This is a genomic window from Neobacillus drentensis (assembly GCF_036966985.1).
In the GTDB taxonomy this organism is placed as follows: Bacteria; Bacillota; Bacilli; order Bacillales; family Cytobacillaceae; genus Neobacillus; species Neobacillus drentensis_E.
Genome location: NZ_JBALSN010000732.1, coordinates 324 through 618 on the forward strand (window position 1 = coordinate 324; position 295 = coordinate 618).

Here is a 295-nt window from a genome sequence, read left to right on the forward strand (position 1 = left end):
ATATGATTAAAAAGAAGCACATGCCAGAAACAATGGCATGTGCTTCTTTTTTGATGAGTGGAAGAGTGATAGAAGATTTCTTGAGAATTGAAAAAAGGGAAGACGTGTGATCTGAATTTTGGGGTAAAGTATAAGATAGGGCATGAGCCGATAGGGTAGACAACAGTGATGAGGTGAGACCAATTGAAATATAAACAAATCAAAACGAAAAAAATATATGAAGAAATTGCGGACGCATTAGTCGAATCCATTCGAACGGGGGAGCTTCTTCCGGGCGAAAAATTAGACTCGGTTC

The 295-nt window shown here is 38.6% G+C and carries 1 pseudogene; it reads left to right on the top strand.

The window, feature by feature from the left end:
* Positions 1 to 183: 183 nt before the first annotated feature.
* A pseudogene (locus V7659_RS31100) lies at positions 184 to 295 on the top strand (GntR family transcriptional regulator); the annotation flags it as partial.